This is a genomic window from Microbacterium oleivorans, assembly GCF_013389665.1.
GTDB classification, from domain to species: domain Bacteria; phylum Actinomycetota; class Actinomycetes; order Actinomycetales; family Microbacteriaceae; genus Microbacterium; species Microbacterium oleivorans_C.
Genome location: NZ_CP058316.1, coordinates 284,356 through 308,213 on the forward strand (window position 1 = coordinate 284,356; position 23,858 = coordinate 308,213).

The 23,858-nt window shown below is 71.0% G+C and carries 26 protein-coding genes; 11 read left to right on the forward strand and 15 right to left on the reverse strand.

Annotation, left to right across the window (positions count from 1 at the left end; translation table 11 throughout):
- Positions 1-2: 2 nt before the first annotated feature.
- A complete protein-coding gene (locus tag HW566_RS01425) occupies positions 3-719 on the reverse strand; it encodes a ferritin-like fold-containing protein (RefSeq protein WP_178009759.1) in 717 nt (238 codons plus the stop codon).
- A 130-nt stretch (positions 720-849) separates the two neighbouring features.
- On the opposite strand from HW566_RS01425, the gene HW566_RS01430 reads away from it, so the two are divergent.
- Positions 850-2,313, forward strand: a complete 1,464-nt coding sequence (locus HW566_RS01430) for a DEAD/DEAH box helicase (protein WP_178009761.1) — start codon at positions 850-852, stop codon at positions 2,311-2,313.
- 27 nt (positions 2,314-2,340) lie between these two features.
- On the opposite strand, the gene HW566_RS01435 is transcribed toward HW566_RS01430, so the two are convergent.
- Entirely contained in the window at positions 2,341-3,219 is an 879-nt protein-coding gene (locus HW566_RS01435) for a PHP domain-containing protein (RefSeq protein WP_178009763.1), read from the reverse strand.
- A gap of 58 nt (positions 3,220-3,277) precedes the next feature.
- Here HW566_RS01435 and HW566_RS01440 point away from each other — a divergent pair, with 58 nt between their 5' ends.
- The 3 genes from HW566_RS01440 to HW566_RS01450 are packed head-to-tail and all read left to right on the forward strand — an operon-like array spanning position 3,278 to position 7,543.
- Complete coding sequence (locus tag HW566_RS01440; protein WP_178009765.1) at positions 3,278-4,297, forward strand: endonuclease/exonuclease/phosphatase family protein; 1,020 nt, start codon at positions 3,278-3,280, stop codon at positions 4,295-4,297.
- 40 nt (positions 4,298-4,337) lie between these two features.
- On the forward strand, positions 4,338-5,759 hold the full coding sequence (locus HW566_RS01445) for an aminopeptidase P family protein (protein WP_178009767.1): 1,422 nt from the start codon (positions 4,338-4,340) through the stop codon (positions 5,757-5,759).
- Positions 5,756-7,543, forward strand: a complete 1,788-nt coding sequence (locus HW566_RS01450) for a gamma-glutamyltransferase family protein (protein WP_178014579.1) — start codon at positions 5,756-5,758, stop codon at positions 7,541-7,543. Before HW566_RS01445 ends, HW566_RS01450 begins: the two co-directional genes overlap by 4 nt.
- On the opposite strand, the gene HW566_RS01455 is transcribed toward HW566_RS01450, so the two are convergent.
- Positions 7,544-8,215 carry an alpha/beta hydrolase family protein gene (locus tag HW566_RS01455; protein WP_178009768.1) on the reverse strand — a complete coding sequence of 224 codons (672 nt, stop codon included), beginning with the start codon at positions 8,213-8,215 and terminating at the stop codon, positions 7,544-7,546.
- The gene (locus HW566_RS01460; protein ID WP_178009770.1) at positions 8,212-8,925 is read right to left on the reverse strand and encodes a general stress protein; all 714 of its coding nucleotides are present in this window, start codon (positions 8,923-8,925) and stop codon (positions 8,212-8,214) included. Before HW566_RS01460 ends, HW566_RS01455 begins: the two co-directional genes overlap by 4 nt.
- Before the next feature lie 51 nt (positions 8,926-8,976).
- Here HW566_RS01460 and HW566_RS01465 point away from each other — a divergent pair, with 51 nt between their 5' ends.
- The 3 genes from HW566_RS01465 to HW566_RS01475 are packed head-to-tail and all read left to right on the forward strand — an operon-like array spanning position 8,977 to position 11,908.
- Positions 8,977-10,248 carry a magnesium transporter MgtE N-terminal domain-containing protein gene (locus tag HW566_RS01465; RefSeq protein ID WP_178009772.1) on the forward strand — a complete coding sequence of 424 codons (1,272 nt, stop codon included), beginning with the start codon at positions 8,977-8,979 and terminating at the stop codon, positions 10,246-10,248.
- A complete protein-coding gene (locus HW566_RS01470; protein ID WP_178014581.1) occupies positions 10,248-10,772 on the forward strand; it encodes a DUF1003 domain-containing protein in 525 nt (174 codons plus the stop codon). Before HW566_RS01465 ends, HW566_RS01470 begins: the two co-directional genes overlap by 1 nt.
- The gene (locus HW566_RS01475) at positions 10,769-11,908 is read left to right on the forward strand and encodes an Mrp/NBP35 family ATP-binding protein (RefSeq protein ID WP_178009774.1); all 1,140 of its coding nucleotides are present in this window, start codon (positions 10,769-10,771) and stop codon (positions 11,906-11,908) included. The genes HW566_RS01470 and HW566_RS01475 overlap by 4 nt, the downstream gene beginning before the upstream one ends.
- On the opposite strand, the gene HW566_RS01480 is transcribed toward HW566_RS01475, so the two are convergent.
- Positions 11,909-12,304 carry a Sec-independent protein translocase TatB gene (locus HW566_RS01480; protein ID WP_256728812.1) on the reverse strand — a complete coding sequence of 132 codons (396 nt, stop codon included), beginning with the start codon at positions 12,302-12,304 and terminating at the stop codon, positions 11,909-11,911.
- Between the two features lie 73 nt (positions 12,305-12,377).
- Between HW566_RS01480 and HW566_RS01485 the strand changes: the two genes are divergently transcribed.
- On the forward strand, positions 12,378-13,013 hold the full coding sequence (locus tag HW566_RS01485; protein ID WP_178009776.1) for an O-methyltransferase: 636 nt from the start codon (positions 12,378-12,380) through the stop codon (positions 13,011-13,013).
- A gap of 61 nt (positions 13,014-13,074) precedes the next feature.
- Here HW566_RS01485 and HW566_RS01490 read toward each other — a convergent pair whose 3' ends face one another.
- The 3 genes from HW566_RS01490 to dapE all read right to left on the reverse strand — a co-directional run bounded on the left by HW566_RS01490 (position 13,075) and on the right by dapE (position 15,623).
- Complete coding sequence (locus HW566_RS01490; RefSeq protein WP_023950528.1) at positions 13,075-13,248, reverse strand: DUF3117 domain-containing protein; 174 nt, start codon at positions 13,246-13,248, stop codon at positions 13,075-13,077.
- Positions 13,249-13,321: 73 nt separating this feature from the next.
- Positions 13,322-14,524, reverse strand: coding sequence for a hypothetical protein (locus HW566_RS01495; RefSeq protein ID WP_178009777.1), 1,203 nt, complete (start codon positions 14,522-14,524; stop codon positions 13,322-13,324).
- A 22-nt stretch (positions 14,525-14,546) separates the two neighbouring features.
- Complete coding sequence (gene dapE / locus HW566_RS01500) at positions 14,547-15,623, reverse strand: succinyl-diaminopimelate desuccinylase (RefSeq protein WP_178009779.1); 1,077 nt, start codon at positions 15,621-15,623, stop codon at positions 14,547-14,549.
- Positions 15,624-15,667: 44 nt separating this feature from the next.
- Between dapE and dapD the strand changes: the two genes are divergently transcribed.
- Entirely contained in the window at positions 15,668-16,618 is a 951-nt protein-coding gene (gene dapD / locus HW566_RS01505) for a 2,3,4,5-tetrahydropyridine-2,6-dicarboxylate N-succinyltransferase (RefSeq protein ID WP_178009781.1), read from the forward strand.
- A 12-nt stretch (positions 16,619-16,630) separates the two neighbouring features.
- On the opposite strand, the gene HW566_RS01510 is transcribed toward dapD, so the two are convergent.
- Complete coding sequence (locus tag HW566_RS01510; protein ID WP_178009783.1) at positions 16,631-18,241, reverse strand: L-lactate permease; 1,611 nt, start codon at positions 18,239-18,241, stop codon at positions 16,631-16,633.
- Positions 18,242-18,339: 98 nt separating this feature from the next.
- Between HW566_RS01510 and ppk2 the strand changes: the two genes are divergently transcribed.
- Positions 18,340-19,140 carry a polyphosphate kinase 2 gene (ppk2, locus tag HW566_RS01515; RefSeq protein WP_178009785.1) on the forward strand — a complete coding sequence of 267 codons (801 nt, stop codon included), beginning with the start codon at positions 18,340-18,342 and terminating at the stop codon, positions 19,138-19,140.
- Between the two features lie 39 nt (positions 19,141-19,179).
- On the opposite strand, the gene HW566_RS01520 is transcribed toward ppk2, so the two are convergent.
- The 6 genes from HW566_RS01520 to HW566_RS01545 all read right to left on the reverse strand — a co-directional run bounded on the left by HW566_RS01520 (position 19,180) and on the right by HW566_RS01545 (position 23,448).
- Complete coding sequence (locus HW566_RS01520) at positions 19,180-20,472, reverse strand: citrate synthase (protein ID WP_178009787.1); 1,293 nt, start codon at positions 20,470-20,472, stop codon at positions 19,180-19,182.
- A gap of 101 nt (positions 20,473-20,573) precedes the next feature.
- Complete coding sequence (gene dapC, locus HW566_RS01525) at positions 20,574-21,680, reverse strand: succinyldiaminopimelate transaminase (protein ID WP_178009789.1); 1,107 nt, start codon at positions 21,678-21,680, stop codon at positions 20,574-20,576.
- Positions 21,677-22,003 (reverse strand): ferredoxin, encoded by a 327-nt coding sequence (gene fdxA / locus HW566_RS01530; RefSeq protein WP_178009791.1) that lies wholly within the window; start codon positions 22,001-22,003, stop codon positions 21,677-21,679. Before fdxA ends, dapC begins: the two co-directional genes overlap by 4 nt.
- A 9-nt stretch (positions 22,004-22,012) precedes the next feature.
- On the reverse strand, positions 22,013-22,402 hold the full coding sequence (locus HW566_RS01535) for a DUF6113 family protein (RefSeq protein WP_178009792.1): 390 nt from the start codon (positions 22,400-22,402) through the stop codon (positions 22,013-22,015).
- A 9-nt stretch (positions 22,403-22,411) separates the two neighbouring features.
- A complete protein-coding gene (locus tag HW566_RS01540; RefSeq protein ID WP_178009794.1) occupies positions 22,412-22,726 on the reverse strand; it encodes an AzlD domain-containing protein in 315 nt (104 codons plus the stop codon).
- Positions 22,723-23,448 carry an AzlC family ABC transporter permease gene (locus HW566_RS01545; RefSeq protein WP_178009795.1) on the reverse strand — a complete coding sequence of 242 codons (726 nt, stop codon included), beginning with the start codon at positions 23,446-23,448 and terminating at the stop codon, positions 22,723-22,725. Before HW566_RS01545 ends, HW566_RS01540 begins: the two co-directional genes overlap by 4 nt.
- Positions 23,449-23,497: 49 nt before the next feature.
- Between HW566_RS01545 and HW566_RS01550 the strand changes: the two genes are divergently transcribed.
- The gene (locus tag HW566_RS01550) at positions 23,498-23,839 is read left to right on the forward strand and encodes a DUF2200 domain-containing protein (RefSeq protein ID WP_178009797.1); all 342 of its coding nucleotides are present in this window, start codon (positions 23,498-23,500) and stop codon (positions 23,837-23,839) included.
- Positions 23,840-23,858: the final 19 nt, after the last annotated feature.

The following is a 23,858-nucleotide window of genomic DNA, read 5'->3' on the forward strand; positions in this document are numbered from 1 at the left end:
CCTCAGGCCTCCAGACCCATCGCGGCCATCCGCCGGGAGTGCGCCGCCATGACATCGGCGTAGGTGGGTTCGACGCGCTTCTCGTTCGCCGGTTCGAGCGACGTCGAACGAAGAGCCGCCCGAGCGATGAGCAGTGTGTCGCCCACCAGCCGCCGCCCCCACAGCGACAGCAGGCTCCGCCACTGCTCGTCCGACGCGATGGCCTCGGTGATGATGCGCACCAACGCGCTGCGGTCGTCGTGTGCGCGCAGGATGACCGCGACCTGCCGTCCGGTGTCGCCGTAGCTCGCCGACAGGGCCAGGTAGAAGTCGTCGAGCATGCCCGCCGTCAGATGCACCGAGAGCATCGTCTCGAGCGGCCGCGCCCCGTGCGTCGCACGACGGAAGGCGTCCAGCGGCTCGCGGAACGGGAGCATGAGCTCGAGCGGATCGGCACCGCGGTCGCGGATGACACCCACGAGCTCGCGGTGCTTCAGCAGCGCCGTGCCCGCCGCGAGCGAGAGCGACTCCTTCTGCGACAGCTCCGGCGTGGCGGCGATCAGATCGCTGAGCGTCTCGAAGTAGCCGAGCTGCAGATAAGCCGCCTGCCCGAGGAAGGTGTCGACGTCGGGCGCGAGCTCCTCGAAGTCGACCCGGCGGACGTCGCCGTAATCGCCCCGGGAGCGCAGCCGCAGAGTGCGACCGACGGGGCGCTTGCGCTTGAAGAACCAGGTCACCACGGGTCCAGCCTAGGGTCGCGCTAGGCTGGATGCGCCCCGGCATCGGACCGGGGCCCCGCGCCTGTGGCTGAGTGAAGGGCGTGGACCCGTACACCCGGCGGCTTCTCACCGCCAGACAGGCATGTCATCCATGACCACATTCGCAGACCTCGGGGTCGATCAGGACATCATCGACGCTCTCGCCGCCAAAGGCATCGTCGACGCGTTCCCCATCCAGGAGCAGACCATCCCCCTCGGCCTCCCCGGCCAGGACATCATCGGCCAGGCGAAGACCGGCACCGGCAAGACCTTCGGCTTCGGCATCCCCGTCGTCCAGCGTCTCGGCCTCGATCCGAGCCCCGGGGTGAAGGCCCTCATCGTCGTGCCCACGCGCGAGCTCGCCGTCCAGGTCTTCGAGGACATGGACATGCTCACCCGCAACCGCTCCACGAGCGTCGTCGCGATCTACGGCGGCAAGGCGTACGAAGGCCAGATCGACCAGCTCAAAGCAGGCGCGCAGATCGTGGTGGGAACCCCCGGTCGCCTCATCGACCTGGCCGGCCAGCGCCTGCTCGACCTCTCCAACGCGACCGAGGTCGTGCTCGACGAGGCCGACAAGATGCTCGACCTGGGCTTCCTGCCCGACATCGAGAAGATCTTCCAGAAGGTCGCTCCGGTGCGCCACACGATGCTCTACTCGGCGACGATGCCCGGACCGATCGTCGCCCTCGCACGCCGGTTCATGTCGAACCCCATCCACATCCGCGCCACCGACCCCGATGAGGGTCTGACGCAGGCGAACATCAAGCACCTCGTCTACCGGGCCCACTCGCTCGACAAGGACGAGATCATCGCCCGCATCCTGCAGGCCGAGGGACGCGGCAAGACCGTCATCTTCACGCGCACCAAGCGCGCCGCCCAGAAGCTCGTCGACGAGCTCAGCGACCGCGGCTTCAACGCCGGCGCCGTGCACGGCGACATGAGCCAGGAGGCACGCGAGCGTTCGATGGCCGGGTTCAAGGCCGGCAAGAAGGACGTCCTCATCGCCACCGACGTCGCCGCCCGCGGCATCGACGTCGACGATGTGACCCATGTCATCAACCACACGATCCCCGACGACGACAAGGCGTACCTGCACCGCGCCGGCCGCACCGGCCGAGCGGGTCGCACCGGCATCGCCGTCACCTTCGTGGACTGGGACGACCTGCACAAGTGGGCGCTCATCAACCGGGCGCTGGAGTTCGGGCAGCCCGAGCCCGTCGAGACCTACTCCTCGAGCCCCCACCTCTTCGAGGACCTCGACATCCCGGCCGGCACCAAGGGCCGGTTGCGCAAGCTCCCGACGACCCAGAGCGTCAAGACGGTCTCCCCGGACGCCGCTGACGCCGACGCCAAGCGCCCGCGCCGGCGCCGCTCGCGCGGCGGTGCCGGCGACGAGACCACCGCGGGCGGGTCCACGACCACGGACGCCGCGACCCCCGCCGAGAGCGCGGCCGAGGGCCGCGGCACCCATGACGGCGGGGGCGCCGAGCACCGCGACGGGAAGACCTCGCCGCGTCGACGTCGACGCCGTCGTCCCGCTTCGGGCAGCGGTGCCGCGCCGACGGTCGGCTGATCCGCCGTATCCGCCAACGGCGTCCGTCTACGCGTAGACGGGCGCCGTTCCGGTCCCACGGGCGATGATGCGTGCGACCATCTCGTCGGTGGTCGTGTTCTCTCCCGGCTGATTGGGCTTGCCGAGCCCGTGGTAGTCGCTCGAGCCGGTGACGATGAGATCGAGATCGGCCGCCAACGCGCGCAGAACCCGCTTTCCGTCCTCGGTGTTCTCCCGGTGTCCGATCTCGAACCCGGCGAGGCCATTGGCGACCAGCTCCCGCAGCACGGCGGGGGCCATCATCCGCTCCCGCCCGCTCGGCGAGGGGTGGGCGAGCACGGGCACGCCACCGGCCGCGACGACGAGCGAGACGGCCGTGAACGGATCGGGTGCGTAGTGGGGCGAGAAGTGCCCCTGGCTCGGATGCAGGATGCCTGCGAACGCCTCCGCCCGATCGGCCGCCAGTCCACGCGCCACCAGCGCGTCGGCGATGTGCGGGCGCCCGACGGTGGCACCGGTGCCGGTCTGCGCCACGACGTCGTCCCAGGTCAGATCGTGCTGGCGGGCGATGCTGCGCACGATCCGTTCGGCGCGCCCCACCCGGTCCTCCCGGATGCGCTCCATCTCGGCCCGCAGCCGTGGGTGCTCCGGGTCGAAAAGATAGGCCAGGAGGTGCACCGTGCGCCACTCGTGGCGGGCGCTCAGCTCCATGCCGGGGATCAGCGTCATCCCCAGTGAGACCGACGCCTCGGCGGCCTCGGCCCACCCGGACGTCGTGTCGTGATCGGTGAGCGCGATGGTGCGCAACCCGTGCCGATGGGCGGCCTGGACGACCGCCGAGGGCGGCTCGGTGCCGTCGGAGCGCAGCGAATGCAGGTGGAGGTCGCTCGGCCCGCTGAAGGTGCGCTGACCGGTGGACGTTCCCATTCACGACAGCGTAGCCGCGCCCGGCGATCGTCCAGGCTCGGTCTCTTAGAGTCGTGGCGTGATGCGCGTGATCGGAGCCCTCGTCGCCGCACTCTTCGCGGCCGCGGCGGCCGTCGTCACGTGGCCGCAGCTGCTTCGCCTCGAGCGCGAGCTCCCCTTCGCCCAGTTGGTGTCGCTGCGCCCCTTGGTGGTGGGCGGCTTCGTCGCGATCGCGATCGTCGCCCTCCTCTTCTCGCTGGGTCGCCGCATCCGCGGATTCTGCCTGTGGATCGCGCTCTTCTCGCTGGCCGCGGCCGGGGCGGGCGCGGGCATCCTGGCGGTGCGCGGCCTCGGCACCGAGACCCTGCCCGACAAGAGCGCCGACAGCATCCGCGTCATGACCTGGAACACCGCCGGCCCCGCGACCGATGCCGACACCATCGCCGAGACGGCGGTGGCCATGCAGGCCGACATCGTCGCGCTGCCCGAGACCACGATGGAGACCGGTCGCGCCGTGGCGGTGGCGATGGGAGAGCGGGGGCACCCGATGTGGGCGCACGTCGACCGCTACGAGGGCCCCGACACGTGGGACGCGAACTCGACGGCGCTGCTCATCTCGCCGGAGCTCGGTGACTACGCCGTGATCGAGTCCGAAGCCGCCGGCACCAGCAACACCACGATCGTGCCGAGTGCCGTCGCCATGCCCGTGGACGGCATCGGCCCGATCGTGGTCGCCGTGCACGCGGTGGCTCCCCGGCCCGATGAGACCGACAGCTGGCGGAACGATCTCCAGTGGCTCGCCGACCAGTGCGCTGCCGACGACGTCATCATGGCCGGGGACTTCAACGCCACCCTCGACCACATGGCCCGTCTCGGCGTCGACGGCGGCGACCTGGGACGCTGCCACGACGCGGCGCGGCTGACCGGAAACGGGGGCATCGGCACCTGGCCGACCGATCTTCCCGCACCCCTGGGCGCACCCATCGATCATGTGATGGCCACCGACGGCTGGGAACCGACGGGATCGGTCGTGATCTCGTCCCTCGACGCGTCCGGCAGCGACCACCGCCCGCTGGTCGTGCAGTACACGCGCCGCTGAGCGCCGCCGCGCCGCGCGTCGTGGATGCGAGACTGGAACCATGAGCGCGAACGAGACCGACACGTCCGGAGCCGAAGCGACCGTGGCCGATGCCCCGGCCGAGAACACCAACCGTCGGCAGCCGTTCCCCCGCGGCTTCCTCGAGACGATCTCCGACGGGTGGGCCGATCGCGAGGAGGCCGTCCCGCAGCCTCGAGCCCAGGCACCCTTCGCAGCGGCGCGGCGGTCGCGCCTCTCGGCGGAGTTCCCGGGCCGCCGTCTGGTGATCCCGGCCGGATCGCAGAAGCAGCGCTCCAACGACACCGATTACCCCTTCCGCGCCCATTCGGCCTTCTCCCACCTCACCGGCTGGGGAAGCGACGCGGTCCCCGACTCGGTGCTGGTGTTCGAACCGACATCGAACGGACATGACGTCACCCTCTACCTCCGGGATCGCGCCGACCGCACGACGCCCGAGTTCTACGCCGATGCCGCCGTGGGCGAGTTCTGGATCGGCCCGCGGCCCGCCCTGGCGGCCGTGGCGACCGATCTCGGCATCGCCACGGCCCACCTGGCCGACGTGGAGTTGCGACCCGACGACCTCGTCGTCGACAGCGACGCCGAGCTGACCCGCGCGGTGTCGGAGCTCCGCCTGACGAAGGACGCGTACGAGGTCGAGCAGATGCATCTGGCCGTCGCGGCCACCGGCCGTGGGTTCGACGACATCGTCGCCGACATGCCCGCCATCATCGCCACGCCCCGCGGAGAGCGCGCCGTCGAAGGCGTGTTCCACCTCCGCGCCCGAACGGACGGCAACGGCGTGGGATACGACACCATCGCCGCCTCCGGGCCCCACGCCTGCTACCTTCACTGGACGCGCAACGACGGCCCCGTCGTGCCCGGCGATCTGATCCTCATCGACGCCGGCGTGGAGGTCGACAGCCTGTACACCGCCGACATCACGCGCACCCTCCCCGTCTCGGGCCGGTTCACCGACATCCAGCGGCGCATCTACGAGACGGTCCGCGAGGCGGCCGATACGGCGTTCGCCGCCGCGCGCCCCGGCGTGACCTTCCGCTCCATCCACGAAGCGGCGATGGGTGTCATCGCTCGTCGCGTCGCGGACTGGGGTCTGCTGCCGGTGTCGGCCGAGGAGGCGCTCGATGCCGACCAGGGCGGACAGCACCGGCGCTACATGGTGCACGGCACGAGCCACCACCTCGGCATCGACGTGCACGACTGCGCTCAGGCCCGCCGCGAGATGTACTACGACGGGCTGCTGGAGCCGGGCATGGTCTTCACCATCGAACCGGGCCTGTACTTCCAGATCGATGACCTCACCGTTCCCGAGGAGTACCGCGGGATCGGCGTGCGCATCGAGGACGACATCCTCATGACCGACAGCGGACCGGTGAACCTGTCGGCTGACATCCCCCGCACCGCCGACGAGATCGAGGCGTGGATCGCGCGCGCGACCGCATGACCGGCGCGTTCCCGGTGCCGTCCGGCACGGCCACGCGACCGCTGCTGACCGGAACGTTCGGGATGGCCGCCTCGACCCACTGGCTCGCGACGGCCTCGGCGCAGGCCGTGCTCGAGCGCGGCGGCAACGCCTTCGACGCCGTGGTGGCCGGAGGCTTCGTGCTGCAGGTGGTCGAACCCCATCTCAACGGTCCGGGTGGCGATCTCGTCGGCCTGTTCCAGGGCACACGAGACGCGCACCCCCGTGTCCTCATGGGGCAGGGTCCCGCGCCGGCGGGCGCGAGCATCGAGCACTTCCGCGCGGAGGGACTCGACCTCGTGCCGGGCGCGGGCGCCCTCGCGGCCGCCGTGCCGGGCGCCGTCGACGCCTGGCTCGTGCTTCTGCGGGATTACGGGACGTGGGAGCTCTCCGAGGTGCTCGCCTACGCCATCGGCTACGCGCGCGACGGGCACCCGCTCCTGGCCGCCGCCGCGGCGACGGTCGCTCGGGTCGCCTCCCTCTTCTCGCAGTCTTGGCCGACCTCCGCCGATCTGTGGCTGCGAGACGGGGCACCGCCCCGCGCCGGCGACCTGCACCGCAACCCGGCATTGGCAGGCATCTACGAGGGTCTCGTCGCGGCGGGCGCGGACCAGCCCGATCGCTCCTCCCGCATCGAGGCCGCTCGGCGGGAGTGGAAGACCGGCCTCGTCGCGCGCGCCGCGTCGGCGTTCGCGGCTCGCCCGCATCGCCACGCGACCGGCGGCGACCATGCCGGCATCATCGCCGAGGCCGACTTCGCCGGCTTCTCGGCGGGTTACGAGGAACCGCTCACCTGCAGCTTCCGTGGCAGGACGATCGTCAAGGCCGGCGCGTGGACGCAGGGCCCCCTGCTGTTGCAGACCCTCTCGATGCTCGATCCGCTGCCCGACGAGATGCTCGACCCCGGGACGGGCGACGGCGCCCATACCCTCCTCGAGGCGCTGAAGCTCGCGCTGGCAGACCGCGACGGGCATTTCGGCGACGGCGCGGACATCGCCGATCTCCTCGCCCCCGACTACATCGCCAGCCGACGCGCGCTGATCGAGGAGCGCGCATCGCGGACCTGGCGGCCCGGCTCTCCCGGTGGGCGGGCAGCGCACCATCCGCCGCGGCGCGAGCCGGACGGCACGGTGGCGGCGGGAACCGGGGAGCCGACCGTCGCACCCACGGGCAGGACCCGGGGCGACACGTGCCACATCGACGTCGTGGATCGTTGGGGCAACATCGTCGCGGTCACGCCGTCGGGCGGATGGCTGCAGTCCTCCCCCACGATCCCCGAGCTCGGGTTCGCGCTCGGCACGCGCCTGCAGATGTGCTGGCTGGACCCGGCCTCGCCCGCAGCGCTGCGTCCGGGCGCGCGTCCGCGAACGACCCTGTCGCCGACGCTCGTGATGTCCGGGGACCGCGCCGACATCGCCCTCGGAACCCCGGGCGGCGACCAGCAGGACCAGTGGCAGCTGCCGATGCTGCTGCGCATGCTGGTCGGCGGCTGGGATGCGCAGACCGCCATCGACGCGCCGACGCTGCACACCATCGCCATGATCGACTCCTTCTGGCCGCGCACGTGGACCCCGGCAGGGGTCGTCGTCGAGGGCCGCATCGGCGACGACGTCATCGAGCACCTCGCCGCCCGCGGACACGACGTCGTCCGAGCGGGCGATTGGAGCCTCGGGCGCCTCTCGGCGGTCGGGATCGATCGGGAACGCGGCACGCTGTGGGCGGCTGCGAACCCGCGTGGCCTGCAGGGATACGCCGCCGGGCGCTGATCAGTCGATCGATCTCGCGCGAATCCAGGCCAGCACTCCCGGCGCGAGCTCGGCCCCGATCACCGCCGGCTCGAGGCGGGGTCCCGCCACCTCGAACGAGTGTCGCGCTCCCTCGATCCGCAGCTGCGAACCGTCGCGGCACGAGCTGACGGCGGCGTCGAGGTCGACCAGCGGATCGACGAACGGGTCGAGCGTGCCCGAGACGAACAGCTGCGGCGCGACGATACGCGGGAGGTGCTCGGCCCGCGGCCGGTCGGGGCGGCCCGGGGGGTGCAGCGGGTAACCGAGGTAGACCAGCGCGGCGGGCTCGATGACGCCTTCGGCCGCGGCCATCGAGGCCATCCGGCCACCGTACGACTTCCCCGCCGCCACCAGCGGCACCCCCGGCATCGCCGCCGCCACCGCCTGCGTGACCGCGGCCCAGGTGGCGACGGCATGAGCTGCCGGTCCTGGCATCCGCCGACCGGCGACGACGTAGGGGAAGGGGAATCGGACGACATCGACGCCGCCGCGGGCAGCCGACGCGGCGAACCCCGCGAGGAACGGATGCTCCGGGCCGGCTCCCGCACCGTGGGCGAGGATCACGACGGCATCCGGTCGCGGGGATCGATCCCAGATCAGGCGCACCGCCACGGGCCCCGAGGCCAGCTCGACGGCGACCGTCTCGATCATCGCCCGGCGTCGGCCCCCGGCAGCGGGCCGTTCGAGGCAGGGGCTTCCGGGCCCGGCGCCTCGCCCCCCGGGACGGGTCCCGTGGCGGGCGGCTGCGCGGCGCCGGGGGTGGTCGCGGGCGGAAGGGGTGCGGTGTCGGGGGTGGCGGGGCCCGGCGCGGGACGATCCGCCGAGGGCGCCGGTGACGGGTCGATCCGCTCGCCGTACCGGGGCGGTCCGTCGGGAACGGCAGGCGCCGTGGCAGGCCGGGCGGGCGCGACGTCGAGCGCACTGCGCGCCCGATGGATGCTGCCGGCCTGGACGGTCACCTCGTAGTGGTCGGCGACCACCTGAGTGACCGATGCGAAGTCACGTCGCCGGCGGACGAGCGCGAACATGACGAGGCTCATCATCATGCCGATGGCGACGCCGACGAGCATGACGCCGAGGAACAGCTGGATGGCGGCATCCGGGGTGCCGAAGACGAAGATCAGCGAGAAGATCAGCCCGAGCAGGATGCCGTTGATCGCTCCGGTCCGTGCGGCGGTGGCGTATCCCAGCCGACCCGTCACCGTCTCGACCGATCGCAGTCCGAAACCCACGATGGCGATCTCGCGGGCCGGGATGTCGGCGGAGATGAGCGTCGACACCGCCTTCTGCGCGGCTTCGTAGGATGCGAACTCGGCGACCTTCTCGCCCGTGACCGGGGGTGTTCCGCCCATCATGCTCATCCCCCCATCTTGTCACGGGCGACCACGCCGGTCGCGGACTACGCTGGAGCGGTGAGTACGCAGAGGGTTTTCGTGGCGCGCCTGGTGGGCTGCGTCGTCTTCGATCCCGCTGGCGACCGACTGGGCAAGGTGCGGGATGTCGTCGTGATCTTCCGCAAGTCCGACCCGCCGCGCGTGATCGGCCTGGTGGTGGAGATCCCCGGCCGTCGTCACGTCTTCCTCTCCATCGGCCGCGTCACCTCGATCGCGACCGGACAGGTCATCACGACGGGCCTCATCAACGTCCGGCGGTTCGAGCAGCGCGGCGGCGAGGTCCGTGTCATGGCGGAGCTCCTGGGCCGTCGCGTCTACCTGCGCGACGGATCGGGCGCCGCGGTCATCGAGGACGTCGCGATCGAGCGCAATCGTCTCGGCGACTGGGACATCGGGCAGCTGTTCCTGCGCCGTCCCAAGACCAGCGCGTCGCCCTTCGCGAAGGGACCCACGACGTTCGCGGCGTGGAGCGACGTCCGCGAGGATCAGACCGCCGGTGCGGCGCAGTCCGCGGAACAGCTGGTCGCGACGTACTCCGAGCTCAAGCCCGCCGATCTCGCGAACACCCTGCTCGACCTCCCGGCCGAACGGCTTCTCGAGGTCGCTGAGGAGCTCCCGGACGAGCGCCTCGCCGACGCCCTCGAGGAGATGCCCGAGGACGAGCAGGTCCACATCCTCGAGCGACTCGGCGATGAGCGCGCCGCCGACATCCTCGATGCGATGGAGCCCGACGACGCCGCCGATCTGCTCGGGCAGCTCCCCGAGCGCCGGATCGAGCAGCTGCTGGAGCTGATGGAACCCGAGGAGGCGGAGGACGTCCGTGCCCTCCTCGAGTACGGGCCCGACACCGCGGGCGGTCTGATGACGAGCGACCCGATCGTCCTGTCGGCGGAGGCGACCGTGGCCGAGGCGCTGGCGCTGATCCGCCGCCACGAGCTCCACCCCGCACTCGCCGCGTCCGTCTTCGTGACGCTGCCCCCGTACGAGACGCCCACCGGTCGCCTGCTCGGAACGGTCCACTTCCAGCGGATGCTCCGCTACCCCCCGCACGAGCGGCTCGGAGCGATCATCGACGACACGGTCGAGCCGGTCGCCGCGTCCTCTTCGGCGGCCGAGGTCGCGCGCATGCTGGCCAGCTACAACCTCGTCTCGGTGCCCGTCATCGACCAGGCGCATCGACTGGTCGGCGTGGTGAGCGTCGACGACGTCCTCGACCACCTGCTGCCCGACGACTGGCGCTCCCAAGACGTCGAACCGCAACAGGCCGCCGCGCTGAGGGGGCGCCGATGATGGCCCGCTCCCCCAAGAAGGTCTCGCTCGAGGCACCTCGCGGGCGTCGTTCGGGTGTGCTCGGCGCGCGCAACCCCCAGCCCTCGCGGGATCGTTTCGGGCGGTTCACCGAATGGGTCGCACGCGCCATGGGCACCCCCCAGTTCCTCGCGATGCTCTCGCTGTTCTGCGTCGTCTGGATCGCGTGGAACACCCTGGCCCCCGAGCGGTTCCAGTTCGACTCCGCGGACCTCGGGTTCACCGCCCTGACGCTCGTGCTGTCGCTCCAGGCCTCCTACGCCGCACCGCTCATCCTGCTCGCGCAGAACCGTCAGGACGACCGCGACCGCGTGCAGATCGAGCAGGACCGGCAGCGCGCCGAGCGCAACCTCGCCGACACGGAGTACCTCGCCCGCGAGGTGGTGGCGCTGCGCATGGCCATCTCCGACCTCACCGACGGACTGGTGACCAAGGAGACGCTCCGTACCGAGCTGAAGACCGCGCTCGAGCGCCTCGACACCGACGACCGGCCGGACCCCCGATGACTGCCGAGGCGGTCCGCGCGGCCGTCTCCGCGGTCCGCGATCCTGAGCTGCGACGCCCGCTGGGCGAGCTCGACATGGTCCGCGACGTCACGGTCGTCGACGGGCGGGCGCACGTGGGCATCGCGCTGACGATCGTGGGATGCCCCGCCGCCGCGCGCATCGAGAGCGACGTCCGCGCGGCGGCGCTGTCGGCCCCCGGGATCGACGACGTCGAGATCGCCGTGGGCGTCATGACGGCGGCCGAGCGAGCGGCGCTGACCCAACGTCTGCGCGGCGGACGGGCGTCGCGGGAAAACCCCTTCGGGCCCGAATCCCTCACCCGCGTCATCGCCATCACCAGCGGGAAGGGCGGCGTGGGCAAATCCACGCTCACCGCCAACCTCGCCGTCGCGCTCGCGCGGCGCGGGTTGGCCGTGGGGCTCATCGACGCCGACGTGCACGGGTTCTCCATCCCCGCCCTCCTGGGCCTCGTCGACGCGGACGGCTTGCCACCGCAGCCCACGCGCATCGACGGCCTCATGATCCCGCCCATCGCCCACGACGTGCGGACCATCTCGATCGGCATGTTCCTCCCGCGCGGCTCGCAGACCCCGGGCGCGGTGGCGTGGCGGGGCCCCATGCTGCACCGGACGGTGTCGCAGTTCCTCACCGACGTCTACTTCGGTGACATCGACGTGCTCCTCATCGACATGCCGCCGGGCACCGGCGACGTCGCGATCTCGGTCGGTCAGCTTCTGCCGGGCGCCGATGTGGTCGTCGTCACGACGCCGCAGGATGCCGCCGCCGACATCGCCGTGCGCAGCGGTCTCGTGGCCCGTCAGACCGGACAACGCGTGGCGGGCGTGGTGGAGAACATGTCGGCGATGGTGCTCGCCGACGGCACCGAGCTCGACCTCTTCGGCAGCGGCGGCGGACGCCGTGTCGCCGCCGCCCTCTCGACCGACGGTCAGGAGGTGCCGCTGCTGGGCTCGGTACCGCTCAGCCCCGCTCTCCGGGCCGATGCCGACGCGGGTGTCCCGGTCGTCCTGGCGCATCCCGAGGACCCGGCGGCACGGGCCGTCCTCGAGATCGCCGACGCCCTCGTGCGCGACGGCCGCGGCCTCAGCGGACGTGCCCTGCCGCTGCGCGTCGGCTGATCAGGTCGCTTCCTCGTCGAACGGCACGTCGGCGCCGCGCTCGAAGCGCAGGTGCTGCTGGCCGGCGGCATCCATACCGACGGCGGCGGCCGTCGTCAATGCGGCGCCGGCCGCGGCGGCGCGGACGGTCGGCACGGGCGCGTCCTCGAGGAGGGCGTCGCGGATGATGCGACGCGGGTCGTACTGCCGCGGGTCGAGCTTGCGCCATTCGACGTCGGAGAAATCGTCGCCCATCTCGTCCTTGACGCGGTCCTTCGCACCGTTCACCCAATCGCGAGCGCGCACGGTGAACCGCGCGAGCATCTCGGCGAGCTTGGGGAGACGCTCGGGCCCGAGCAGCAGCACGGCGGCGACGCCGATCAGGATCAGCTTGTCGCCGTCTAGGCCGAAGAACATGACCCCAGATTACCCGTGCGCCTCAACGGCCGCGGCCGTGGTGACGCGTACGCTGACGAGAGGAGGAATGCACATGGGCGATCAGGAAGCCATCCGCAGGTTCGCGATGGAGGCGACGGTCGAACCGGAGCACATCGCTCGCGCTCGTGCACACGCCCTCGAGATCGGCGCGGCGCCGGTGAGCCCGCCCGTCGGCGCGCAGTGCGCGGTGCTCGCGGCCGCCACCGGCGCGCTGAACATCGTCGAGATCGGCACCGGAGGCGGCGTGTCGGGTCTGTGGCTGCTCCACGGTTCGCCCCGCGCGACGCTCACGACGATCGACATCGAGCCCGAGCACCTCGCGGTGGCCCGCCAGTCGTTCGCCGAGGCGAAGGTGCCGCCCGCACGTGCGCGATTCATCACCGGCCGCGCCGCGGACGTGCTCCCCCGCATGAACGAGGCGTCCTACGACATCGTCCTCGTGGACGCCGATGCCGACAACGTGATCGATTACGTCGAGCACGGTCTCCGGCTGGTGCGCCCCGGCGGCATGGTGCTCGTCCCACGGGTGCTGGCGGGCGGCGCGGTGGCCGACCCCGTGCGGCGCGACGACGTCACGCGCGCCTACCGATCACTCATCCACGAGACGCAGTCCTCGCCGGCCGTGCTCGGAGCCCTCTCCATCGTCGGCGAGGGACTGCTGCAGCTGACGACCGTCGCGGCGCCGTGAACCACTCGCGCAGATGAGAACAGCCGGCCCCGCGGGGCCGGCTGTTCTCATCTGCGGTTCGTCAGGCGGCGCCCACGACCCCGCTCAGCACGCTGTGGAGTTCCTTGGCCTCTTCATCATTGACCGAGACGACCAGACGCCCTCCGCCTTCGAGGGGGACACGCACGATGATCAGGCGCCCCTCCTTCACGGCCTCCATCGGTCCGTCTCCGGTTCGCGGCTTCATGGCTGCCATCGCGGCTCCCTTTCGTCATGAGGACTACCTGAAGAGTTTATCGTGCGCAGCGGGCACAACGCGGACACGCGCCTCAGGGAACCTGAGCGAAGGTGTTCCCGAGTGCATACATGTTGTAGATCCACCACCACTGCGCCCCGGCGCCGAGGAGCAGCACCGTGAGACGCCACCACAGCGAACGGGCGACGGCGGCCGCGCCCCACAGCGGCGAGAGCGGAACCAGCAGCCGGAACGTACTCGACTGCGGGAAGAACACCGCGACCAGGTACAGCAGATAGCTCGCCGCCCAGAGCCGGATGGGCACGCCGAGCCGCCGGACGCGGCGATCGACGACGAGCATGAGGGCCGCGCCGACGACGACCGCGACGAGGGCCACCGGGCCGAGCCAGACCGGCAACCCCCACAGCTCGAACCACATCGCCGCCGCGCGCACCGATCCGTCGAACGGGACGAAACCGCCGTGGTCGCCGAGCCACGATCGGCGCCACGCGAGCTCGGTCTGCAGATACGCGTCGGTGCGACCCGTCACCAGGGCCGTGATCACGGGCCACGCGAGCCCGCAGACCGCCGCGAGCAGACCGTTCACGATGATGTGGACGATCTCCCGCGCCGGCAGCGGGTCGTGCCGGCGCCGCATCCACCGCCAGATCCCGTAGAGGGCCAGGAGCAGCGAGAAGGCCAGCACACCGGGGCGGGTGAAGGCCATCAGCGGGATCACCGGATAGAGCCACCCCCACCGCCGTCGTTCGACGGCGAGGAGACCGAGCATCAGCCAGAGGAGGAAGAGCGCCTCGGCGTAGCCGAGCTGGAAGAGGGCGCCCATCGGCCCGGCGGCGAAGAACACGACCGCCCACAGAGCCGCCACTCGGCCGATCCGGCCGCGCAGGAGGGCGTTCAACGCGAGGCAGGCGAGATAGCCCGCGACGATCGACACGACGGGCGCGGCCACCGGGTACCCGCCGACGAGGCGTCCGAGTGCGTCGGAGATCCACGGGTACACCGGCATGAACGCCCAGGCGTTCTCGGCCACCCGGCCCGTCGCATCCAGCGGGAGCTGGGCGGGGTACCCGCTGTAGGCGATGAGCCAATACCACTGCGCATCCCACCCCATGGTGAGCGATCCGAGTGTCGCGCCGGCTCCGAACCGCGACTGCGGGCCGCTGAGGGCGGCGGCGACCACGAGGCATCCGGTGGTCAGCGCGCGCGAGGCGAGGTAGATCAGCGCGATCGCGGCCGCGGTGGGGATCCGCATCGCGATGCGGCGCAGGCGCCTCATCCCGCCGTGCTCAGCGCGCCGGTCACGGGGCGGAGAGCCATGCCCGCAGGCCGCGTTCGACCGCCTCGATCTGCGCCACCGGGACGCGCTCCTCGTCGTGGTGCGCGAGTGACGGGTCGCCCGGCCCGTAGTTGACGGCCGGCACGCCGAGGGCCGAGAAACGGGCGACATCGGTCCAGCCGTACTTCGGACGCGGCTCCGCGCCCACCGCGGCGACGAACTCCCGCGCCAGAGGTGCATCGAGACCGGGACGCGCTCCCCCGGCCAGATCGACGACCTCGACCTCGAATCCCTCGAAGAACCGTGTGACGATCGCGACGGCCTCATCCGTGCTGCGGCTGGGGGCGAAACGGTAGTTCACCTCCACCTCGCACAGGTCCGGGATGACGTTGCCGGCGACGCCGCCCGAGATCCGTACGGCGTTGAGACCCTCGCGGTAGACCAGCCCCTCCACCTCGACGTCGGCGGGCGTGTGCTCGGCGAGCCGCTGCAGGATCGCCGCGGCGCCGTGGATGGCGTTCTCGCCGATCCACGCGCGTGCGCTGTGCGCCCGGACACCGCGGGTGCGCACGAGCACGCGCAGATTGCCGTTGCACCCGCCCTCGACCGCACCGTTCGAGGGCTCACCCAGGATGGCGAAGTCCCCGTCGAAGAGGTCGGGTCGGGTCGCCGCCAACCGTGTCAGACCGTTCAGCTCGGCGGCGACCTCTTCGTGGTCGTACCACATCCAGGTGATGTCGACCCGGGGGTCGACCAGCTCGCCCGCGAGCTTCAGCTGCACCGCGACACCCGCCTTCATGTCGACGGTGCCCCTCCCCCAGAGCAGTGTGTCGCCGTCTTCGACGATCTCGCGGACGGGCAGATTCGCGTTGACCGGAACGGTGTCGATGTGTCCGGCGATGACGACGCGCTGCGCCCGGCCCAGGCGCGTGCGCGCGACGATCGTGTCGCCGTCGCGGAACACCTCGAGGTGGGGCAGTGCCGAGACCGCGCCGAAGATCGCGTCGGCGAGAGTCGTCTCGTCGTCCGACACGCTCGGGATGTCGCAGATCGCTCGGGTCAGATCGGCACTGGAGACGGAGAGATCGAGCTCGGGCATGCCGCGAGTCTATCGACGGGCGGCGCACCGATAGCCTGGAGGGCATGAGCGAACGGTGGGCATGGGGCGTGGGACTCGCGACCTCCAGCAGCGACGGCACGACACTCGACACCTGGTTCCCGGAGCCTGCGCCGGGAACGCCCACGGCGGGCGACATCGCCGCTGCGATGGCCACGTGGGCGCCGCTCGCGGCGGACGACGAGCGACGCGGCGTGTCGGTCGAGGCCGTCTCGGTGACGATCGATCTCGACACCGCCCCCGCCTCCACCTCGGACGCGTACCTGCGTCTGCACCTGCTGTCGCACCGTCTCGCGGCACCGAACACCATCAATCTCGACGGCGTCTTCGGACACCTGCCCATCGTCGCCTGGACGACCGCCGGCCCCATGCACCCCGACGAGGCAACGCGCCGGCGTCCGCTGCTGCAGCGCGAGGGCGTCCAGGTGCACGGTCTCGACAAGTTCCCGCGACTCCTCGACTACGTCACCCCGTCGGGCGTCCGCATCGCCGACGCCTCGCGGGTGCGCTTGGGCGCACACCTCGCATCCGGCACCACCGTCATGCACGAAGGCTTCGTCAACTTCAATGCCGGCACGCTGGGGGCTTCCATGGTCGAGGGCCGCATCTCGCAGGGGGTCGTGGTCGGGGACGGCAGCGACATCGGCGGCGGCGCATCGATCATGGGCACGCTCTCGGGTGGCGGCAGCCACCGCGTCTCGATCGGACGCCGCACCCTGCTGGGAGCGAACGCCGGCATCGGCATCTCCCTCGGCGACGACTGCGTCGTCGAGGCGGGCTTGTACGTGACCGCGGGATCGAAGATCGTGCTCGCCGACGAAGCGCCGACTGCGTCCGGAGCACGCCCGACCGTCAAGGGGGCAGAGCTCTCCGGCCGCGACGGCATACTGTTCCGCCGCAACTCCCTCACGGGCGCGGTCGAGGCCGTCCGTCGCGCGGGTGCGGGCGTGACGCTGAACGAGGCGCTGCACGCCTGAGCGCGGGGCCGCTCACGCGGCGAGCACGATCGAGAGCAAGCCGCTCCACGCGCAGAGGAAGGCCAGTATCCCGACGCTGTACCAGATCGAGGCTCGGAGGATCTCGGACTCGCGACCGGCCAAGCCGACCGCCCCCGCCGCGATCGCTATCGACTGCGGCGAGATGACCTTGGCCGCGGTGCCGCCGGCGGTGTTCGCGCCGACGAGCAGGGCGGGATCCACCGCGAGGCGCTCGGCCGTGGCGACCTGGAGCGGCGCGAACAGCGTGTTGTTGTTGACCACCGACCCCGTGAGGAACACCCCGATCCAGCCGATGATCGGAGCGAGCACCGGGAAGAGCGGACCGACCGCAGCCAGCGCGGCACCCATCGACGCGGACCCGCCCGAGTGGTTCGCGATGTTCGCGAGAACGAGGATGATCGCGATCAGGACGAGCGCGGGCCAGAGCTCGCGGATCGTCGCGCGCAGCGTGCCCACGAGATCGGCGGCGCGCAGCTGCGGCGTCGTCCAGAACGACACCAGCACCGCCAGCAGGATGGCCGTCCCCGTGGCGTTGATCGGGGTGAAGCTCCAGGCCGCGGTGACGACGTCGCCGGACGGAGTCAGGATGCTGCCGGTCAGACCGGGCATCGGCAGCACGGGTGCCAGCGCGGCGAGCGGACCACCGGCGGCGAACAGCGCTTTGAACGGCGGCAGGCTCCAGACCAGGATCACCGCCGTGAGGATGTAGAACGGACTCCACGCCGCCACGACCTCGCCGAGGCCGATCCGGCGCTCCTCCGGCTCGGGGGCTCCCGGTTCGCGGTGGATACGACGCGGCTGCCAGATGCGTCCGAGAAGGAACAGGGCGACCATTCCCGCCAGCCCTGAGCTGAGGTCGGCGAGCTCCGGCCCGAGGAACCACAACACCCCCGCCTGCACCCCGCTGAAGACGACCGTCAGCAGCAGTGTCGCCGGCCAGGTCTCGCGCAGGCCCCGCAGACCGTCGAGGATCACCACCAGCAAGAAGGGGATCAGCAGCGTCAACGGCTGCAGCACGAGCACCAGCGCGCGCGACAGTTCGTGCACCTCGAGCCCGCTCACCTGCGCGCCGACGATCACGGGGATGCCGATCGCCCCGTAGGCCCCCGCTCCCGCATTGGCCACGAGGGAGATCATGGCCGCCTTGACCGGGCGGAAGCCCAACTGCACCAGAAGCGCTGCGCAGATCGCGATCGGCACGCCGAACCCGGCGGCCCCCTCGAGGAACGCACCGAACGAGAAGCTGATCAACAGCACCTGGATGCGCTGGTCGCGTGAGATGCCGCCGATGGACGAGCGGATCACATCGAAGCGTCCGCTCGCGACGGCGAGCTTGTAGAGCCACACGGCCATGACGATGATGTAGGCGATGGGCCAGAGCGCCGTGAGCAGGCCGAGCAGCCCCGCCCCCGCCATCGCCGACACGGGCATGCCGAAACCGAGGGCCGCGACAGCGATCTGCGCGACGAGTGCGATCAGGCCAGCACGGATGCCGCTCAGGCGGAGGCCGACGAGAGCGACGAGGAAGACGACGATCGGGATCGCGGCCACCAGCGCCGAGACGACGAGCGATCCGAGCGGGTCGGTCGTCTGCATCCACATGGTGGGACTCCCCGGGGTCAACGGCCTGTCGCCCTCACACTACTGCGCAGATGCCGCCTCGCACGAGAGGCGTAAGCTCGCCCGCAGGAGGTGGCCCGATGGCCGAACGCGTGCCGAAGAAGCTGTACCGAGCCGAGCTGAAGCGCCTGCAGGCGCAGCTGGTCGACATGCAGGCCTGGGTGCAGAGCACCGGTGCGCGCATCGTCGTCATCTTCGAAGGGCGCGACGCGGCCGGCAAGGGCTCGACGATCAAGCGCGTCACCGAGTACCTCAACCCCCGCGTCGCACGGATCGTCGCGCTGCCCGCCCCGACGGAGCGCGAGCGCTCGCAATGGTACTTCCAGCGGTACGTGGCGCATCTGCCCGCCGCCGGCGAGATCGTGCTGATGGACCGCTCGTGGTACAACCGCGCCGGCGTGGAGCGGGTCATGGGCTACTGCACGAACGACGAATACCACCGCTTCCTCCACCAGGCGCCGATCTTCGAGCGGATGCTGGTGGAGGACGGCATCCTGTTGCTGAAGTACTGGTTCAGCGTCTCGGACGTCGAGCAGGAGGAGCGCTTCCGCTCGCGCAACGAAGATCCGATGCGCCGATGGAAGCTCTCGCCGAACGACGTGCTGTCGATCACGAAGTGGGAGGACTACTCCCGGGCGAAGGACACCATGTTCGTCCACACCGACATCCCCGAGGCGCGCTGGCACGAGGTCGACAACGAGGACAAGCGCCGCGGGCGTATCAACATGATCCACCATCTGCTGCAGCAGATCCCCTACGAGGTCGTCGAGCGTCCCGAGATCGAGATCCCCTCACGTCCCGAGTCGGGCGGCTACGACCGCCCGCCGCAGCGTCCGGACGGATACGTCCCCGACCACGCCGCCACGCTCGGCGACGGCTGACGCCCGATCAGCAGACCGGCCCGCTCAGGACCGGCCGGATCAGGAGACCGGGTAGTCGCGTTCGGGCGAGCCCACGTACAGCTGCTGCGGACGACCGATCTTCGTCTGCGGGTCGTTCTGCATCTCACGCCAGTGCGCGAGCCACCCGGGAAGGCGACCGATTGCGAACAGCGGCGTGAACATCCGCGTGGGGAAGCCCATCGCCTTGTAGATCACGCCGGTGTAGAAGTCGACATTGGGATACAGGCGTCGCTCGCGGAAGTAGTCGTCGCTCAGAGCGATCTCCTCGAGCTCCTTCGCGAGGTCGAGCAGCGGATCGACGACACCGAGCTCGGTGAGCACCTCGTCGGCCGACTCCTTGACCAGCTTGGCGCGCGGGTCGTAGTTCTTGTAGACGCGGTGTCCGAAGCCCATGAGCTTGACACCGTCCTCCTTGTTCTTGACCCGCTCGACGAACCGCTCGACGCTCTCGCCGGAATCACGGATGCGCGCCAACATGTCGAGCACGGCCTCGTTCGCACCGCCGTGGAGCGGGCCGTAGAGCGCGTTGATGCCCGCGGAGATCGATGAGAACTGGTTCGCCCCGGTCGAGCCGACCAGGCGGACCGTGGAGGTGGACGCGTTCTGCTCGTGATCCTCGTGGAGGATGAGCAGCCGCTCGAGCGCGCGCGAGACCACCGGGTTCACCTGATAGTCCTCGGCGTGCACACCGAAGTTGAGCCGCAGGAAGTTGTCGACGAAGCTCAGCGAATTGTCGGGGTACAGGAAGGCCTGGCCGACGCTCTTCTTGTGGGCGTAGGCCGCGATGACCGGAAGCTTCGCCAGCAGCCGGATCGTGTTCAGCTCCACGTGCTCGGGGTTGTTCGGGTCGGACTGGTCCTCGTAATACGTCGACAGAGCCGCGGTGGCCGCCGAGAGCACCGACATCGGGTGGGCGGTGTGCGGCAGCGACGAGAAGAAGCGCTTGAGGTCCTCGTGCAGGAGCGTGTGACGCCGGATGCGGTCGTCGAAGTCGGCGAGCTCGTCGGCGGTCGGCAGGTCGCCGTACAGCAGGAGCCACGCGACCTCGAGGTAGGTGGAGTGCTTCGCGATCTGCTCGATGGGGTAACCGCGGTACCGCAGGATGCCCTGGTCGCCATCGATGTAGGTGATGGCGGAGCGCGTTGCTGCGGTGTTCACGAAGCCGTAGTCGAGGCTCGTGTGCCCCGTCTGCTTGGTGAACGTCGAGAAATCGACGCTCGGAACTCCAGCGGTCCCTGTCAGCACCGGCAGTTCCGCGGTGCGGTCACCGACGGTGACGGTGGCCTTCTGCGGGGTGCCCGTGTCGTTCACGAAGCCTCCTTGCGATCGTCCGGTGCGGTCATTACAGCCTATCGGGCATCCGGGCCTACTCCGGACGACGCCAAAGGATCGCCGGATCGGTAGGGGGAAACCTACGAAGCGGCGAGCCGAGCCGCGGCGGCTTCGATGCGCTCGAACGGCGCCGTCAACGAGAACCGGACGTGCTGCGGGAAGTGATCCCCGTAGAAATGACCGGGACCGGCGAGGATGCCGCGCTCGGCCAACCAGCCCATCGTCTCCCACGCGTCGCGACCGGTCGTCGCCCACAGGTACAGGCCCGCCTCGCTGTGGTCGACGCGAAAGCCCGCGCCGCGCAGGGCGGGGAGGAGCACGTCGCGCCGCCGTCGGTACAACTCCTTCTGGCGCGTGACATGGTCATCGTCGCCGAGCGCTGCGACCATGGCGTGCTGCACGGGCAGAGGCAGCATGAGGCCGAGGTGCTTGCGCGCGGTCAGCAGCCGCGCGACGATCGCGGGGTCGCCGGCGAGGAACGCAGCGCGATAGCCGGCGAGGTTCGACTGCTTGCTCAGCGAGTACACCGACAGGAGCCCCTCCAGATCGCCGTCGCACACGCGAGGATCGAGCACGCTCGGCACCGGCTCCCGCGCCCACGGTCCGTCCCAGCCCAGCTCCGCGTAGCACTCGTCCGAGACGACGACGGCGCCGAGCTCGCGGCCGCGGGCGACGACGGCGCGGAGCGCCGCGACATCGAGCACACGACCGTCGGGGTTGCCGGGCGAGTTGACCCAGATGAGGCGTGTGCCGTCAGGGAACTGCTCCGGGTCGTCGGCCGCGATGGCGTCGGCACCCACCAGACGCGCGCCGACCTCGTAGGTGGGGTACGCCGCGCGCGGGTGCACGACGATGTCGCCGGGGCCGAGTCCGAGCAGGAGCGGCAGCAGCGCGACGAGCTCCTTCGAGCCGATCGTCGGGAGCACATTATCGGGGCCGAGGCCCTCCACCCCGCGTCGCCGCGCGTACCAGGCCACGATCGCCTCGCGCAGCAGCGGGGTGCCCACCGTCTGGGGATAGGCATGCGCGTCCGTCGACTCGCGCAGCGCCTGCGCGACGACCTCCGGGGTCGGGTCGACCGGTGAACCGATCGACAGATCGACGATGCCGTCGATGTGCCGCCGAGCAGTGGCCGCACAGGGCGCGACCGCGTCCCAGGGGTAGTCCGCGAGGTCGCGGACGCTCAATGCCCCTCCCCCTGCGGCGGCAGGGCGGCCACGACAGGGTGATCCTTCGCGATGACACCGATCTTCGCGGCGCCCCCGGGTGAGCCCAGGTCATCGAAGAACTCGACGTTGGCCGTGTAGTAGTCCTGCCACTCATCGGGCAGGTCGTCTTCGTAGTAGATCGCCTCGACCGGGCAGACCGGTTCGCACGCACCGCAGTCGACGCACTCGTCGGGGTGGATGTAGAGCGAGCGCTCGCCCTCGTAGATGCAGTCCACGGGGCACTCGTCGATGCACGCGCGGTCCTTCACGTCCACGCACGGGAGAGCGATCACATAAGTCACGCGTCGAGTCTAGTTCGTGTCGGGGCGGCGGGCCGTCGGCAACGCGGGCCAGCCGACCACGATCGCAACGACGATCGGGAGGGCGAAGGTCCAGATGAGACCGGTGCTGAGCTCGCCCTCGGGAGGCGCCGGGACGACCACCGATCCGCCGGGACCGCGCCCTGAGAAGACGATCGTCGCGACGAGCGCACCCAGTCCGCAGGCCAGCGCGGTCCACCGATCGCCGGTCAGCAGCCGCAGGCCGGCCACGAGTCCGGTGATGCCGAGGACCGCGACGATGAGCCCGACCGGCACCGCACCCCACGAGTACGCCTGCCCGATCGTGCCGGCCACTCCGTAGACGACGCCCGCGACCGCGGCCACCGCCCACCCTGCGATGCGGGGCCAGGTCTGGATCACCGCAACAGTCTAGGCGGCCCATCCCCAGGCCCGGAGCAGCGCGGCCACGAGCGCCGCCACAGCCACCACCACGAGGAAGGGGGCCCGCAGCGCGAGCAGCACCGCGGCCGCGACGACCGCAGGCACGCGCGCGTCGAGGACGACCGCGGCGCCGGCGCCGAGGGTCTGCACGACCACGAGCGCCGACAGCAGCGCCACCGTCAGCTGATCGATGATGCGCTGCGCGCGCGGCCCGTCGAACCAGCTCGGTGGAAGGAGGTATCCGACGGCCTTGAGCGCGACGCACAGGATCGCCGCGAGCAGGATGCCGCTCCAGGGCGTCACCGCGTCGTCTCCCCCGCTTGCGGGGCGTCGCTTCCGTCGCGCGTCCCACGAACAGGCGTCGCCGCGGCCACGGCGATGGCGACGACCGCGGCGATCAGCACCGGGATCCCCGGCATCGTGACGGGTGTGGCGACGGCCGCCACCGCCCCGGCCGCGACACCGACGACGACCGCCTCGCCGCGCCGGAGCCGGGGCCACAGCAACGCGAGGAAGGCTGCGGCCGCTGCGGCATCCAGACCCCAGGCCCGCGGGTCACCCAGCACGTCGCCGAGGAGCGCCCCCACCAGGGTGAACAGGTTCCAGCCGAGGTAGATCCCCACACCGGTCACCCAGAACCCGACACGGCGGGCGCGCGGCTCGGACTGTGCGAGCGCCACCGCGGTGGACTCGTCGATCGTGAACGGGATCGCGGCGAGGCGACGCCGGATGCTGCCCCCCACCACCGGCGCCATGCGCAGGCCGTAGGCGACGTTCCTCACGCCCAGCAGCGCGGCCGACGCGACCGCCGCGGGCAACGCACCCCATCCGCCGGTCGCGATGACGCCGACGAACGCGAACTGCGACCCGCCGGTGAACATCAGCAGACTCAGCACGCAGGTCTGCCACACGTCGAGACCCGCGGCGACCCCGAGGGCGCCGAACGAGACGCCGTAGGCGCTGGTGGCGACGGCGACGCCCACGCCGTCACGCCACGCGCGCCGCGCCGCGGCATCCTGGTCCATCGCTCCGATGCTATCGATCCGCAGCGGGCTCCGCCGATACCCTGGCCGCATGAGTCGCGTGTTCACGGCGAGTGTCGCCTCGGTGTACGTCCACTACGTCGCGAAGGCGGAGCGGAAGGGGCGCACGCGTGCAGACGTCGACGAGGTGACACGCTGGCTGACCGGATACACCCAGGCCGAGCTCGACGCGCACCTCGCGGCCGGGACGACGTTCGAGGACTTCTTCGCCGCCGCGCGCCTCAACCCGGCCGCGACGCAGATCACGGGCGTCATCTGCGGGATCCGCGTCGAGGAGATCGACGATCCGCTGATGCAGCGCATCCGCTATCTCGACAAGCTCGTCGACGAGGTCGCCCGCGGCACGCAGATGTCGCGGATCCTGCGCGGCTGACACGGGCGCAGACGGCGAC